We start from the raw sequence: 14161 nt of genomic DNA, 5'->3' as shown, positions 1-14161 counted from the left end.
CTCAAGACAAAAACTCACAATATCATATGAGCTGTCTTAGGGAAAGGTGATGGACTCCACAATTCTAGGGCTCCAGCCTACGATGAGAACGAGCGAGCTTAAATTCTTTATTTATGCCATTGCTCCCAGGTCTCAAGCTTCATAACTTCCATCTCCGTCTTCGGATCTCGACCCATAAGTGCTTCTACTGCCGTACGACTGTCCTTGCCTGTGAACAGCACTTGATAGAGCTGATCGGCAATCGGCATCTGTACATTGAATTTGATCGATATGGCGTGAGCGGCCTCCGTAGTACGGATACCTTCCACCACCATCCCCATTGCTTCAAGCACTTCATTCAGCGGTTTGCCCTGACCGAGCGCATATCCAGCCCGCCAGTTCCGGCTATGTTTACTCGTCGCAGTTACGACAAGATCCCCAACACCCGCGAGTCCAGAGAAGGTGAGCGGATTCGCTCCCATTTGGACACCGACTCTCGAAATCTCGGCAAGCCCTCTCGTTATAATCGCCGCTTTAGCATTATCTCCAAAGCCAAGCCCATCCGACATTCCTGCACCGAGAGCAATGATGTTCTTAAGTGCTCCAGCCAGTTCAACACCCACTTGATCCCGGTTGGTATAGACCCTGAAGTTAACATTCATGAATAGATCTCTTGCATAGTTTGCCTTCTCATCGTTTAATGCCGCCACAACAATCGTTGTAGGATTCCGTTTCACCACTTCTTCGGCATGACTTGGCCCTGACAAGACAACAATATCGCCTTCGGCGGAATCCAATTCTTCCGCTATTACTGCGGACATCCTTTTTAAGCTGGGAAGCTCAAAACCCTTGGTTGCATGAATTATGAGCGTACCCTTAGTATAGTGCGGTTTCAATTGCTGAACCACAGTCCGCATCGCAGAAGAAGGAGCCACAATAATTATAGCGCTCGTGCCCTTTACGGCTTCTTCCATGTCACTGGAGGCTACAATACGATCTGACAGAGTGATGCCGGGCAGGTAACGGCTGTTTGTGTGCTGCAGATTAATTTCTGCCGCCTGCTGTTCACTTCTCGTCCACACAAATACATCATGTCCATTGTCAGCGAGCACGCTTGCAAGTGCAGTTCCCCAGCTTCCAGCTACCAAGAGCGTTACTTTTTTAGACAACCCGGTTTCCTCCCTTCGAAGAACTCGATCCTAACTTATTCTCCTTACCCTGAATCAACTTCGTAATATTTGTACGATGTCTCCAAAATGCAAAGATACAAATGATTAAGCTTGACCAAAAGAGAGGCCATGGATATAGAAGAATAAGCAAAAATAATGGCGTCAAAAAGACGAATATTAAAGAGCCGAGCGATACATATCTTGTGATGAAAATCGATAGAATCGCGATAATTCCTGCATACAAAGCAGGCAGAAAACAGAGGGTCGCTAATACACCAATAGCGGTCGCGATCCCCTTTCCACCACGAAATCGGAAGAATACGGGCCAGTTATGACCTATAATGGCACTGATACCGGAAAGTGCGGGAACCCAGGCCGAATCGCCTCCCAGCCATTTACCGATCCATACGGCTGCAATCCCCTTGGCAATATCGAGGGCCAGTACAAGTATGGCCGGCCCTTTGCCAAGCGTTCTCAGCGTATTCGTGGCACCTGCATTTCCACTTCCATGATCCCGAATATCAATACCCTTCATCAGCTTGCCAAATAAAAAGCTAAAGCTTACCGATCCCAGAAGATAGCTGACGATTACAGCTGTGATTGACCAAACCACATTGATTCTCTCCTAACTCTCATCAGACTTGCGCCGAGTAAATATTCTGATCGGTGTACCTTCAAAATTAAAGGCAGCACGAATTTTGTTCTCCAAGTAGCGCTCATATGAGAAATGCATTAATTCTGGATCATTCACGAATACAACGATTGTCGGAGGCTTGACGGCTACTTGTGTTACATAATTAATCCGCAGCCTTCTTCCTTTATCCGTTGGTGGCGGATTAATTGCAACTGCATCGGATACAACATCGTTAAGCAGATGTGTTTGTACACGCATAACATGCTGCTGAGATACATGCTGCACAACAGGAAGCAATTTTTGTAAACGCTGTTTCGTTTTTGCAGACAAAAATACGATAGGAGCATACGTCATGAATAGGAAATGATCACGGATCTTCTTCTCAAACTCATGCATTGTTTTGTCATCCTTGTCTACAACATCCCATTTGTTCACAACAAACAAGGAGGCTTTACCCGCCTCATACGCATACCCTGCAATATGCTTGTCCTGCTCGATAATGCCTTCTTCACCATTAATCACGATGAGAACAACATCTGCTCGTTCAATCGCACGCATCGCACGCATTACGCTGTATTTCTCGGTCGTTTCATATACCTTACCGCGTTTACGCATACCCGCCGTATCAATTAATACATAACGTTGTCCATCTTTTTCAAACGGAGTATCGATGGCATCCCGGGTCGTACCCGCAATGTCACTGACAATCACTCGTTCCTCGCCCAAAATCGCATTAACCAATGAGGATTTTCCTACATTCGGACGTCCAATCAGAGCAACCCGAATAACATCCTCATCATATTGGTCCTCTTCAAGTTCAGGCAGATTGTTCGTAATGGCGTCCAGCAGGTCGCCAATCCCGGTACCATGACTTCCTGATACACCAATTGGATCCCCGAAACCTAAAGAGTAGAACTCATAAATCAGATCGCTTCGACCGATATTATCCACTTTGTTAACAGCTACAATTACCGGCTTGCCTGAGCGATACAGCATTTGAGCTACTTCTTCATCTGATTGCGTAACACCTGTCTTCGCGTCACACATAAATACAATAACATCCGCTTCTTCGATGGCGAGTTCAGCCTGCATACGGATGGATTTGATAATAACATCCTCACCGTCAATTTCAATACCTCCGGTATCGATGACGCTGAAAGGCTTGCCGTTCCATTCTGCAACACCATATAGCCGATCACGGGTGATGCCCGGCTTGTCTTCCACAATGGCCAGCCGGTCGCCGATGATACGGTTAAAGATTGTTGACTTCCCCACATTCGGTCGCCCAACTATAGCCACAACGGGTCTTGCCATAAATACACTCCTCCTGTCACATCTTACGCTCATATCATAGCAAAAAATAGTTCATTTATATACATAGAACTAAAGATTCAAAAACAAAACGTATATATTTTGTGACCTTGTTATCCTAAAAAACACGTTTCGAACGACAATCGGCGAACCCCGGAGGGTTCGCCAATTCCATTAGCCACTATACACTGCCAGATATAAATCTTATGTTAAAGTGATGATCATTTAAATTTGCTAAGCTTGTCGCCAAAACGCTCACCAAGTGTAATGCTAAGTCCTTGGTTGCTCAATGAAACGTTAGGGTTGTCGATTTCCTCACGAGGTGCATTTTTGGACTTCTCTGCCCGAGCAGCTGGAGCCGGAGCTTCTTCTGTCTCCTTGATGCTCAGGCTAGCACGCTGTTCAGCAGTGCTGAGTTCCAAAATTTTCACTTGCACTTCTTGACCTTCTTTTAGCACTTCATTTGGAGTCCCGATATGCTTATGAGAGATCTGGGAAATATGAACAAGACCCTCTACACCTGGAGCGATCTCTACAAACGCACCGAATTGCACGAGACGTTTAACAACACCAGACACGATGTCACCCGTGTTAAATTGCGTAGAAGCCGTTTCCCATGGACCCGGTTGAGCTGCCTTGATACTAAGGCTGATCTTGCCTTTCTCAGGATCCACTTTCAGAACCTTAACATTGACTTTATCGCCTTCGGAAAGGACATCAGCTGGTTTATCCACATGATTCCAAGCAATCTCGGAAACGTGAACCAGACCATCAACGCCGCCTACATCAACAAATGCGCCGAATTGAGTCAAACGCTGTACGGTTCCTTCGATTTCTTGGCCTTCTTTCAGCTCAGCGATCACTTTTTGTTTGTTCGCTTCGAACTCAGCTTCCAGTACATCTTTTTGAGAAAGAATGACTTTATTCGCTTCACGATCAAGCTCTTTAACTTTAACGCGAAGTGTACGTCCTTTGTAGTCGCTGAAATCTTCAACGAAATGGCGTTCTACCATAGAAGCAGGGATAAATCCGCGTACGCCTACGTCTGCTACCACGCCGCCTTTTACAACATCAGAAACGGTAACTTCAAATACTTCACCAGATTCGAAATGTTTCTCAAGCTGCTCCCAAGCATTTTCGCTGTCGATAGCGCGTTTGGAAAGAACCAGTCTTTCTTTTTCATCATCGATGCTTACTACCTTGCACTCTACCTCTTGGCCTACTTGTACAGCATCGCCAATGTTGTCCACTTGCAGGGAAGAAAGCTCGCGAACTGGAATCACACCGTCATATTTATATCCAATGCTTACATAAGCCTGGTTATCCTCCAATTTGACAATGGTTCCTTTAACAGTATCCCCTTTTTTCAAAGATACGAATGAATCCAGCTCATCTTGGGTTGCTGCTTCTGTTACTTCTTGATTTTTAATCTCTTCCGACATATCAATACCCTCCTCAATTCAAAAACCCCATTTATTTAAACCTGCCAAGGCAGAGTTCAAAACATTACTGCATAAACCTGTTAATCGTAGCTTTCCATAAAATATAATGAATCATGCATCTGCGTTTATTATGGCTGAGAAGGTACTCCCGTCTTGGTCATCTCGTCAATCTTGGACATAATCTTCTCTGTAGCCCTTTCAAGCGCATCACCTGAAGGATCATCTTTAAACTCATCAAGATTTACAGGCTTGCCATAGACAATTTTCATCTTGCGGAACAGCTTATATTCACCGATGATTGCCGCCGGCACCACTGCTGAGCCGCTGCGCAAAGCGAAGCTCGCTGCCCCCTTCTTGCCAATTCCTCCATCGTTGTTGCGGCTGCCTTGTGGAAAAATACCGAGCACTTGTCCGTCTCGCAGTATGTTAAGGGCCGTCTTGATCGATTCCTTGCTGACGCCTCCCCGCTTTACAGGAAAAGCACCAACAGCCTTCAGGACAGGGCCAAGGACCGGAATATCAAAAAGCTCGCTCTTCGCCATAAACCTTACCTTGCGTTCAATCTTAATCCCAAGTGTAGGCGGATCGTAATTACTGATGTGATTACAGCATAACACCACTCCACCGTCACGGGGAATATTTTCTCTTCCTACAGCTTCTAAACGGAATAATACTGTATAAATGAATCTCAGCAAACCCCGACCGATTGAATAAATCATAAATCGACCTCTCTCCCGACTTCGTAACAGCGTGACACAATATGCTCAACAACTTCATCAATACTCATCGAAGTCGTATCTAGTACGATGGCATCATCTGCTTGACGGAGTGGAGAAATCTCCCGTTCCTGGTCAAGCTTGTCCCGAGCAGCAATATCTGATTCAAGCTGTTCCAATGTCAGGTCATCGGTCTTCTCCAATTCATTGAACCTCCGAAGTGCACGTTCCTTAACGCTGGCAGTCATAAAAATCTTCACTTCTGCATCTGGCAACACGGTAGTACCAATATCTCTGCCATCCATAACCACTCCTTTACGGAGCGCCATAACTCTCTGCAGTTCAACAAGATGTGCTCTCAAATCTTCAATCTGAGAATATAGAGACACAATCCCGGTTACTTCTCTTGATCGTATAGGTCCCGACACATCTTCACCGTTAAGGAGTACTTTCTGCCCATTCGCATCCGGGACAAGCTCTATGCTGAGCTCCCGTAAGTGCTTAAGAACTGAATCTACATCTTCCGGTTCAATTTCATGGCGAAGCATATAGTAGGTAACCGCTCGATACATGGCTCCGGTATCTACGTATATGTATGAGAGTTCACTCGCCACACGTCTGGCCACTGTGCTCTTTCCCGCACCTGCCGGACCGTCAATAGCCACATTCAACTTCCCGTTCTCTGCTGCTTTCTGGCTTGTCAACGGGCCATTCCTCCTCAAACTTAAGCCTCAAGAAAAAAGCAGGCATTGCCTGCGACGTGAAAATTATACCACACAACCTACGCTGATGCAAAAGCGTTCACTCTTCATTACCCCTAATTTCAGATCGTAAAGCGGGCTGAAGAGGAATTCCTTCCATGTTGAATACAGGGGATAATAAAGGGGCAAGCCCGGGTATATGGAGCAGTATTTGAATAATAACCAGCAGGGTTATTAGGCCGATTATGATCCGCTTGATAACATGCTCTATTTTGTTGCTGAATTCGGCGAACAACTTCTCATATTCCTGACTTGCTTCCTGATCGCGGCTCATCTGCAGTCCCTCCGACTTAGAGTTTGGTAAATTATGCCCTGGGAGAGACTAGCTTATTCTGTTCTGTGGCTTCTTTTATCTTCCGCGAAAATCCAACTGACGCTCAAAACAGTATTTAATTACTTTTTGGCGCTCCATATCTGTGATACTTATAAACTCTAACATAACTAAGCGTCTTCCGCTTTCCAGCTCTTGAATTCTTACGACAGAAGCTTCAAAGGGGACATGCTCAATCTCACCATTTTTGTAGGGAAGCAATAACCAGCACGACAGGCTCTGTCCTTGTTCCAAACTGTAACTGTTGTGTTCAAAGAATGAAAGTCCTCCCCCGCTTACATCATCTGTATAGGCTAAGAATCTTGTGAAGTCATGCTTGAATTTGACAGCGAGCTCCAGCTTCGCCTGAACGCGTAAATAATTGCGGCGCTGAACTTGAGATATTTCATCTTTAGAAGGTCTGCGTATCTTGATTAGTCGAATAACATCCTCTTTAAATCCTGTGACATATGTATTAAAAAAATGCTTAACTCCGCCTTCCGACACAAAACTAGCCGCCAGTTCATCTCCTAGTCTCAATCGGTGCAAATACTTACCCTCAAGCATGGGCACTTCTATACTAATCGAATCTTCTTCAACCTCGGCTACTCTTGACTTGTATTCCAGCTTCTTCTCTTTGTCCTCTGTTGAAGGAATTTGAACATATAAAACTTCATTTACTTTCGGATTCAATGCCAATCTCCACCTTAGAGCTTATTCATAACACTAAGGGATATTATACCATGTGATGAAGATCATACGTATATGCAAATAAGCTCCTCTCTTATCAAGAGAGAAGCTTACCTTAGTAACACTATAAACGGTTGGTTTGTCCTGGCACAACCTCTACCGCTTCTTCTATACCTGTATCGCTGTTCAGATAGATCCGATACTGCGAACCATTAATTTTGCCTACAAACTGATAGCACATCACTTCATCGCTGAACTCATTTTTAATGAGCGCCTTACGAACCATGCTGACTTTGAAGTCAGGATTCAGCTTCGCTTTGGCATCCTTCATTTTCATTTTCGGTGCGTCAAATTTCCGATCTTCTTGGTGTTCATTCAGAAACTCTGTCGCCTGTAGGCCGATGACCTCACCATTATCAAGAGCTACACGCACCGTAATTTTTTCGGGATACACAAGTACATCCTCATGCTGACGAACATAGGTGAAATTCCCGAGATTATCGTATTCATTGTAAGCAACCGCCTCCATCTCGCGATAGCCCTTCTTCACCAGAAATTGATCTGCCTTATTCATTGCCGTTTCTCGGTCGACTTTCTTCGGACCCACTTCTCTCTCATCATTGTAAGAAATAAGCAAACCACCGTCAGCAGTAAAATCCATACTTACTTTATGTCCGTTCGGATGAACGGCCGAAGCGGTATAAGATCTGTGATCTGTTCCCTTTCCGTTCTCCGTCACTTGAATCTCTTCTTGATTCAGGTCAGCGAATTTTTGTGCTTTGCGTTTAACATCGGCAGTGGTAACTGGTACACCGTTCAATTTGCGAACCTGGCGCTGTTCATACAAGCTCGATACCGAAGGCCCCCATTCAAGCGGCGGATATTCCCCGACTTTTTTATTGACGGAGCGGAAGCCATCCACAATTCCATTTTTCACTTCTTTATCACTCGTCATCGCCATTTCAGCATCCGACCACTTCAGATGATCATTGAGTACGCTCATTTGTACATTATCCAGATCTTTGTTAATCTCTTCCGTATTTTTGTACAAGGTTTGCAAGTTCTTTTTCTCTTCATCCGTCAACGGATTTTTCGTTAAATCACGAATCGATGCTTGGTAAGCAAACTTGGAAATGCGTGATAGCAGCTCCTCAGTTTCCGTAAATGGAAGTGTTCTGATTGGAAGCTGCGCGATCTCGTTCTGCGCCTCACTGCTCAGCCTCCAAACATTCATAAGCCCCTTTCGGTGCATCCCTTCAGATGCAGAGCTGACCGCAAGTGTATTCCCCAGCTCGGAGTGAATCCGGTCCATATTATAGGATAAGTCGTGAAACGCTCTTTGATAATGATTCTCGGATTGAACCATGACGCTGTTCTTTTGCTGGTTTAGCTGATATCCCCAGATGATAGCACCTATGAGCAGCACTGTCACAATAGGAAACAGAACCGAGCTTATTCGTCTGTACATCTTAATCGTTACTCCTTCCTTCAGGTAAGATGACCTTATTGTGACAAGAAGAAAGGAAGCTTATTCATCATCGTACTTAAAATTCAAATTACGTCCTCTTCAATCTCAAACCGATCTCGATTATCACAAATGCATTGCTTGAAGCCGGTCTCGATCTTTCCACGTTCCTTCTTTCCCCGGAGCACAAATCTTTCGCCGCACTGCTTGCAGCGGATCCTTACCTTCACTCTCATTAATAAGCCACCTTCCTCTTCACATTTAAATTCATTGTAGACAACAAAAAAACACACTCGTTGTAAGCAGCTTGAAAACTGCTTGAATACAACAAGTGTGTCCATATAAATTACAGATTAACCTCTTCTTCTCGCTTAACGAATCGAAACGGAGAGCGATTATTCGCCCGGTAAACCTTGCCCATCCCTCCATACCAGAGAATGACCATAATGGGAAGAATAGACCAATACCAGCCTCCACCCTTATTCAGCACAATGTCATATATTGCATGCCAGAATATTGGCAAGATGAGAGACATGGCGAGGAATTTGTTCCTAAGTTTCTGGGAGTCAGAGAACTTGGCTCTGCCTGTGTAGTACCCCATAATAACGCCGAACATCGCATGTCCCGAGACCGGTAATAGAGCACGAAACAGCATAAGTCCAAATGAGGCATTTCCAGCCCATGAATACAATACATTCTCTACTGTAGCAAATCCAAGTGATATGGCTACTGCATAAAGGATGCCATCATAGGGTTCGTCAAACGCAGTGTGGTGATAAATGAAATGAAACATAACGAGCCATTTAATCACTTCTTCCACACCCGCTGAGATGAGCCCAGCATGAAGGTATGGATTATGACCAAGCCATAGTTCAAGTCCCCGCTGGATAATCATAATTGGGAATACGGTCAGCATACCGAAAAAAAACATCCGAATAACGACATGAAGCGGCTCTGCATCGTAACGGTCTTTGAGATAGAAATAGGTCAGCAAGGCGAGTCCCGGAGCAATTGCTGCGGTTAAGACCGAAAACAGAAGCACCGTTCATCCCTCCAAATTGTTTTCCTTAACATTTATTTATTATGCGTCATGACGTTTAAAATGCTCACAAATTGTGGCGACCGCATTCTCCGCCATTACCAGCTTTCCATATTCCTGAAGGACTGCCGTCGTCACCGAGCTTCCTTCTCCAAATTCAGCAAGCAGAGCAATTAACGCACCGTGCTGCTCTGTATCAACTTCATCCGGTTCAAGGTGCAGGAACCATTTGTCTTGATAATGATACAACCGACCGGCTCCAGTCACTTTATTGCGAAGCATATGAGCTGCTTCAATCAGAACTTCAAAATCCTTGAAAGTGTACATGACCGAATCGCTCTGTTCCAGTGTCACTTCCATTTCGTAAATTTCATCCGCGATGTCATCCTCATGCCCTGCGCCATAACGTTCGCGATCATATTTCCCTCTGGTCACAATAACGACCATTCCTTGAGCAGGCAAAGCAAAAACCTCAACAGCTAGTGGGCCTGTAGCATCAAATCCAAGTTCTGTATATGCTTGATCCATCATTTCTGTAAACAGTTCGTGAACTTTAGGCTCCTCTTGCCACATATCTTCCTTTTGGATGCCTCGCTCGCTTAAATCGTCAAAAGTAAGGAAAATCCGTATCTTATCGTGGCTTAAGCGTTCTATTTTCATACAGGATCCTCCCCTTGTATCATGCATGTGTTATAAATAAAATATGTTGCTATTTCGTGTTGTGTGCTGAAAATGGATTATGTAAGTATGTTATCATTTTATACCCACAATTGCACGCAATAAAAATGATAAAAAAAGAATCATTAGCAGCCCTTTTAAAAAAGGATCTGTAATGATTCCATGTCAAATCCCTTGCTTTTTTACACGCCTGGAATCACCGTGTGTGATTCTTTAAGCACTTGCTCGACTTCTTTTTTGACATCTGGGTTTGATCGAATAAAGGATTTGATCAAGTTCATGTTCTCTTCTCTTTCTTTCGGTGAAACCTGATGTTTGACAACTGTGCTTTTTGCATCAATGACATGTGAGTCAATTCCTGCTTTGCTCAGCATGCTTTCCATACCAGGAAAGGTCATGTCCATCATCTTTTCCTTCGTGTTGTTCAGCATTCTGCGGGCATCCCCTGATGTAGGCATGTGTACATTTCTAGCGAGCAGCGAGCTTGCGACAGCACCCAGTGTTATACCGAGCAGAAAAGAAGATGTTCTCATATTGATAAAAACCTCCTTGTATGATTAATGCACATCTATTGTTCGCTTATGTCGACAAACTCATGCGTATTAAATACAGGAAGTTCTCCAAATGATTAAAACTTTATAAGTCATAGCAACGTTCGAAGCGGCGGTGCGCCTATGATTCCCCAATACACAAGGGCTCCAGTGAGCAATATAAATATGATAATAAGCGAATTAACAAACCATTTGCTTAGACGTATTCGCTGTGAAGGAAATAAGTCAGATCTTGTAGGAAGAGTTTCTGCTTCCTGTATTTTTTGCGATGATTTTTTTGTATTAGGCTGCTGTTTCTTCTGCACTCTTGATAATGTAGCAGGAGCAGAAGCTACCTTCTTTGATAAGTTGTGCTGTGCGCTCTTTGCCGTGTTATTACTGCGAGTCGGTTTATTAGGCTGATGATGATCCTTCTTGCTTCGCTGCTTGGTTTCTCTCTTTTTACGATGGCCGTATGTTTCCGCCCTGCTAAGTTGATTAGTCATTTTCCCCTCCGAAAACGAATGGCGAGTCCGGATATCAAATCGATTAAGAAATGGCACAGTATTGGGGCCCATAGTGTTCCGGATTGCTCATAGATGTATCCCAAACCATAACTTGACAAGAATACCCAACCGGTTGGGAGCCAATGATTAAGGTATCTGAAGTGAATCAATGCAAAAATAATGCTTGTCCAATAGGGACCAAAGGCATGCTGAATTGCTCCTCTGAACAATAATTCCTCACAGACAGAGACAATAGCCGCTATACATACAATATGCCAGATCGGCCTGTTCTGAAACAGCATGTTATTAATTCCACCATCATCCATGCTGTCCTCGGGCATGAAGGATGATAAGAGAAAATCAATGATGAGCATAACCGCAGCAAGACCTAAGCCGTATATGACAAAGCTCCATCCATCCGGCAGTGCAAGGAGATCAAGCGGGTTTCGCTGCTGAAAAAAAATCCATACCAGTCCGATGATCAGGGTAAGTCCCTGAGTCAAATACAAGTTGATAAGCAAAAGGCGATCTGTCAGTTGATGAGGCTCTATCCTTTGCAACTTAAATTTCCTGCGCTGTTGTTTCTTCATTATCGCCTCTTCTTACTCCTATTCTAAAAATTGTATACTGAACAATAGTAGTCTAATTAAATGATAGCCAAAATAGATGAGAGATTCAAGAAACACATCCAAAGAGCTGTCTATACAAGAGGCAAATCGACGTTTAACGACGTTCATCTTGTTTAGTGGGTCAACTATTGACATGGTGATGTAACCCATGATACATTATGAAAAAATTCAATATGAATACGAAATACGAAGACGGAGAGAAGGTCCGGGTAATATAACAGAGAGCCGATGGCAGGTGGAAATCGGTAATTAATCGGAGAACCTTTAGCACTCCTGAGTTATTGCATTGAACGTTAAGTAGGTGCAATCGAATGATTCCCGTTAAGAATCCGGTCATGTATAAATGACCATTGAGGCTTTTGCTTGTGAGAGCAATCGCGAATTAGGGTGGTACCACGACAACTCTCGTCCCTTACTATGGAGATAGTATGAGGATTGGGAGTTTTTTTGTGTATTCAGATTATTTTCACGAAGTACAAATCCTTACAGCATCACACTCTATTACTGCGACGCATTACTATTTTACCGAGTTTATGAAATGGCCCTGCTCAAATGTTATATTAGAGCGCCGCTTCTTAATCTATATTAGTTACAATGATCAAGGAGGAAGAGATTCATGTTAAAAGTATTGGTATCTGATCCGATCAGTGATTTGGGAATTCAGCAGCTGGTGGATGCTGAAGATGTAAGTGTTGACAAGAAAACGGGACTTAGCGAAGAGGAGCTTGTACAAATTATCGGTGATTATGATGCGCTTCTGGTCCGCAGTCAGACTAAAGTAACGCGTAAGATTATGCAGGCAGGAAGTCGCCTGAAGGTTGTTGGGCGTGCAGGTGTAGGGGTCGATAACATTGATTTGGAAGCTGCTACAGAGAGAGGTATTATCGTTATTAATGCACCTGACGGTAATACGATTACCACTTGTGAACACACTTTTGCCATGATGATGGCTTTGGCCAGACATATTCCTCAAGCTTATGCCAAGACCATTAACGGGACCTGGGATCGCAAAACCTTCCTTGGCGTTGAACTAAGAAACAAGACGCTTGGCGTACTCGGTATGGGCCGAATCGGAAGTGAGGTCGCGAAGAGAGCCAAAGCATTCGGTATGAACATTCTGGGCTATGACCCATTCCTTACTCAAGAACGTGCTGAGAAGATGGGAATCACTCTTGCTAGCGTGGATGAAATTGTGCGTCAGGCCGACTTTATGACGGTGCATACACCACTGACACCTGAGACCAAGCATATGATTGCGCGTCCTCAATTCGAGGTTATGAAAAGAGGTATGCGAATTATTAACTGTGCACGCGGTGGGATCATTGATGAAATGGCACTCGTTGAGGCGGTTGACGAAGGAATCGTGGCAGGAGCTGCTTTTGACGTATTCGAAAGTGAGCCCCCTCAAGCGGATCATCCGTTCTTGACTCATCCTAAAATTATTGTAACTCCGCATCTTGGTGCATCCACTGTTGAGGCGCAGGAAAATGTAGCAATTGACGTATCGGAGCAGGTGCTTCATATCTTGCGTAACGAACCGTTCAAAAACGCGGTAAATATGCCTCCTGTTGCAGCAAGTGTCATGAATGTAATCCAGCCTTATTTCAAACTGGGTGAAACTCTGGGTAGTTTTGCTGCTCAAATCTCTAATGAAGCTGTTCAAGAGATCCATGTTGATTATGCAGGAGAATTGTCTGAGGTGGACACTCAGCAGTTGACGCGTTACATTTTGAAGGGGATTCTTGAACGCCATCTTGGAAGCGAGGCGAATATCGTTAACTCCCTGCATCTTGCCAAGACTCGGGAGATTAATGTAGTCGTATCTCAAGCACCTCGTACAAAAGGATTTACTAATCTGATTACCGTAACGCTCAAAAATCAGAAGGAACAAGAACGTCGTATTGCTGGAACCTTACTTGCGGGATACGGCGAGCGGATCGTAAGACTTGATCATTTCCCTGTCGACTTTGCACCGGAAGAGCATCAGATCTTCATCTCACATAACGATAAACCGGGTATTATCGGCCGCGTTGGTACTCTGCTTGGCGAGAACGATGTTAATATCGCATCCATGCAGGTAGGACGGAAAATTGTGGGTGGAGCAGCTATCATGATCCTGACTGTCGACAAGGAAGTTCCTAAGGAAGTCCTTGAGAAGCTCACTCAGTTGCCTGAGCTGAACTCTGCCAAAGAAATTATTCTCAAAAAATAAGACTAAGCTATCATAGTTACAGATGAAGCATGAAGAGAGCTGGCCATTCGGCCAGCTCTTTTTTTTGAAATGGAGGTACCTATACTTATA

At 44.2% G+C, this 14161-nt stretch carries 16 protein-coding genes; 1 reads left to right on the top strand and 15 read right to left on the bottom strand.

Going from position 1 to position 14161, the window contains the following annotated elements; genetic code table 11:
• Positions 1-107: 107 nt before the first annotated feature.
• From BLW49_RS07675 to BLW49_RS07610, 15 genes are all read right to left on the bottom strand, one after another.
• The gene (locus tag BLW49_RS07675) at positions 108-1148 is read right to left on the bottom strand and encodes an NAD(P)H-dependent glycerol-3-phosphate dehydrogenase (protein ID WP_076312901.1); all 1041 of its coding nucleotides are present in this window, start codon (positions 1146-1148) and stop codon (positions 108-110) included.
• On the bottom strand, positions 1141-1761 hold the full coding sequence (gene plsY / locus BLW49_RS07670; RefSeq protein ID WP_076312902.1) for a glycerol-3-phosphate 1-O-acyltransferase PlsY: 621 nt from the start codon (positions 1759-1761) through the stop codon (positions 1141-1143). The genes BLW49_RS07675 and plsY overlap by 8 nt, the downstream gene beginning before the upstream one ends.
• Before the next feature lie 12 nt (positions 1762-1773).
• Positions 1774-3096, bottom strand: coding sequence for a ribosome biogenesis GTPase Der (der, locus tag BLW49_RS07665; RefSeq protein ID WP_076312903.1), 1323 nt, complete (start codon positions 3094-3096; stop codon positions 1774-1776).
• A gap of 218 nt (positions 3097-3314) precedes the next feature.
• Positions 3315-4535 (bottom strand): 30S ribosomal protein S1, encoded by a 1221-nt coding sequence (gene rpsA / locus BLW49_RS07660; protein WP_090723959.1) that lies wholly within the window; start codon positions 4533-4535, stop codon positions 3315-3317.
• Between the two features lie 128 nt (positions 4536-4663).
• Positions 4664-5254, bottom strand: a complete 591-nt coding sequence (locus BLW49_RS07655; RefSeq protein ID WP_076312905.1) for a lysophospholipid acyltransferase family protein — start codon at positions 5252-5254, stop codon at positions 4664-4666.
• Entirely contained in the window at positions 5251-5955 is a 705-nt protein-coding gene (gene cmk / locus BLW49_RS07650; protein WP_076312906.1) for a (d)CMP kinase, read from the bottom strand. Before cmk ends, BLW49_RS07655 begins: the two co-directional genes overlap by 4 nt.
• Positions 5956-6052: 97 nt before the next feature.
• A complete protein-coding gene (locus BLW49_RS07645; RefSeq protein WP_090723958.1) occupies positions 6053-6286 on the bottom strand; it encodes a hypothetical protein in 234 nt (77 codons plus the stop codon).
• Positions 6287-6361: 75 nt separating this feature from the next.
• Positions 6362-7015: a flagellar brake protein gene (locus tag BLW49_RS07640; protein ID WP_090723957.1), complete on the bottom strand. Its 654-nt coding sequence runs from the start codon at positions 7013-7015 to the stop codon at positions 6362-6364.
• 121 nt (positions 7016-7136) lie between these two features.
• Positions 7137-8480, bottom strand: coding sequence for a germination protein YpeB (gene ypeB / locus BLW49_RS07635; RefSeq protein WP_076312909.1), 1344 nt, complete (start codon positions 8478-8480; stop codon positions 7137-7139).
• Between the two features lie 83 nt (positions 8481-8563).
• On the bottom strand, positions 8564-8713 hold the full coding sequence (locus BLW49_RS28750; RefSeq protein WP_177178677.1) for a hypothetical protein: 150 nt from the start codon (positions 8711-8713) through the stop codon (positions 8564-8566).
• 110 nt (positions 8714-8823) lie between these two features.
• Positions 8824-9519: a glutamic-type intramembrane protease PrsW gene (prsW, locus tag BLW49_RS07630; protein WP_090723955.1), complete on the bottom strand. Its 696-nt coding sequence runs from the start codon at positions 9517-9519 to the stop codon at positions 8824-8826.
• 39 nt (positions 9520-9558) lie between these two features.
• On the bottom strand, positions 9559-10176 hold the full coding sequence (locus BLW49_RS07625) for a genetic competence negative regulator (RefSeq protein ID WP_076312911.1): 618 nt from the start codon (positions 10174-10176) through the stop codon (positions 9559-9561).
• A 200-nt stretch (positions 10177-10376) separates the two neighbouring features.
• A complete protein-coding gene (locus BLW49_RS07620) occupies positions 10377-10727 on the bottom strand; it encodes a hypothetical protein (protein WP_076312912.1) in 351 nt (116 codons plus the stop codon).
• A 110-nt stretch (positions 10728-10837) separates the two neighbouring features.
• Complete coding sequence (locus tag BLW49_RS07615; RefSeq protein ID WP_090723953.1) at positions 10838-11230, bottom strand: hypothetical protein; 393 nt, start codon at positions 11228-11230, stop codon at positions 10838-10840.
• Positions 11227-11820, bottom strand: a complete 594-nt coding sequence (locus BLW49_RS07610) for a CPBP family intramembrane glutamic endopeptidase (RefSeq protein WP_076312914.1) — start codon at positions 11818-11820, stop codon at positions 11227-11229. Before BLW49_RS07610 ends, BLW49_RS07615 begins: the two co-directional genes overlap by 4 nt.
• Before the next feature lie 655 nt (positions 11821-12475).
• Between BLW49_RS07610 and serA the strand changes: the two genes are divergently transcribed.
• Positions 12476-14071: a phosphoglycerate dehydrogenase gene (serA, locus tag BLW49_RS07605; RefSeq protein WP_076312915.1), complete on the top strand. Its 1596-nt coding sequence runs from the start codon at positions 12476-12478 to the stop codon at positions 14069-14071.
• The last annotated feature ends 90 nt before the right edge of the window (positions 14072-14161 follow it).

The sequence above is a fragment of the Paenibacillus sp. PDC88 genome (assembly GCF_900106725.1).
Lineage (GTDB): Bacteria > Bacillota > Bacilli > Paenibacillales > Paenibacillaceae > Paenibacillus > Paenibacillus shunpengii.
The sequence above is the reverse complement of the archived record's forward strand: the minus strand, read 5'-3'. Positions and strand labels throughout refer to the sequence as shown.

Coding starts and splice junctions, on each gene's coding strand:
- der (WP_076312903.1), bottom strand. CDS start 3,096: ATGGCAAGACCCGTTGTGGCTATAGTTGGGCGACCGAATGTGGGGAAG.
- rpsA (WP_090723959.1), bottom strand. CDS start 4,535: ATGTCGGAAGAGATTAAAAATCAAGAAGTAACAGAAGCAGCAACCCAA.
- BLW49_RS07655 (WP_076312905.1), bottom strand. CDS start 5,254: ATGATTTATTCAATCGGTCGGGGTTTGCTGAGATTCATTTATACAGTA.
- BLW49_RS07645 (WP_090723958.1), bottom strand. CDS start 6,286: ATGAGCCGCGATCAGGAAGCAAGTCAGGAATATGAGAAGTTGTTCGCC.
- ypeB (WP_076312909.1), bottom strand. CDS start 8,480: ATGTACAGACGAATAAGCTCGGTTCTGTTTCCTATTGTGACAGTGCTG.
- BLW49_RS28750 (WP_177178677.1), bottom strand. CDS start 8,713: ATGAGAGTGAAGGTAAGGATCCGCTGCAAGCAGTGCGGCGAAAGATTT.
- BLW49_RS07625 (WP_076312911.1), bottom strand. CDS start 10,176: ATGAAAATAGAACGCTTAAGCCACGATAAGATACGGATTTTCCTTACT.
- BLW49_RS07620 (WP_076312912.1), bottom strand. CDS start 10,727: ATGAGAACATCTTCTTTTCTGCTCGGTATAACACTGGGTGCTGTCGCA.
- BLW49_RS07615 (WP_090723953.1), bottom strand. CDS start 11,230: ATGACTAATCAACTTAGCAGGGCGGAAACATACGGCCATCGTAAAAAG.
- BLW49_RS07610 (WP_076312914.1), bottom strand. CDS start 11,820: ATGAAGAAACAACAGCGCAGGAAATTTAAGTTGCAAAGGATAGAGCCT.
- serA (WP_076312915.1), top strand. CDS start 12,476: ATGTTAAAAGTATTGGTATCTGATCCGATCAGTGATTTGGGAATTCAG.